We start from the raw sequence: 435 nt of genomic DNA on the forward strand, positions 1-435 counted from the left end.
CGTGCCCAGATCACTGCCCTTGGGGAAGTAGTGGCGTAGCAGCCCATTGTGGTTCTCGTTGAGCCCACGCTGCCAAGGGCTGTGCGGATCGGCGAAGTACACCTTCGTCTTCAGGCGTCTGTGCACCCACCTGTGCTCGGCGAACTCCTTGCCGTTGTCCAGCGTCAGGGTGTGGCGGTGCTTGGGATGGGGCCTGAGCATTTCGATGATGGCCTGGCTCACCGGCTCGGCCTGGCGCCGCCGCACATGCTGCGCCAGTGTGTAGCGCGAGCGCCGCTCGGTCAGGGTCACCAGCCCTGCCAGTCCACCCGCACCCGAGGCGATGGTGTCGCCCTCCCAGTCACCCAGGCGCGCTCGCTTGTCCACGATGGCGGGGCGCTGTGCGATGCCCACGCGATCGCGCAGCTGCCCCGCACCCGTGTGTGCCTTGCGCCG

The 435-nt window shown here is 68.0% G+C and carries 1 protein-coding gene; it reads right to left on the minus strand.

Annotation, left to right across the window (positions count from 1 at the left end):
* A partial coding sequence (locus tag ACYZGB_RS22865; protein WP_462391278.1) for an IS30 family transposase occupies positions 1-435 on the minus strand: 435 nt, incomplete at both ends.

The organism is Acidovorax sp. Q11 (genome assembly GCF_054950075.1).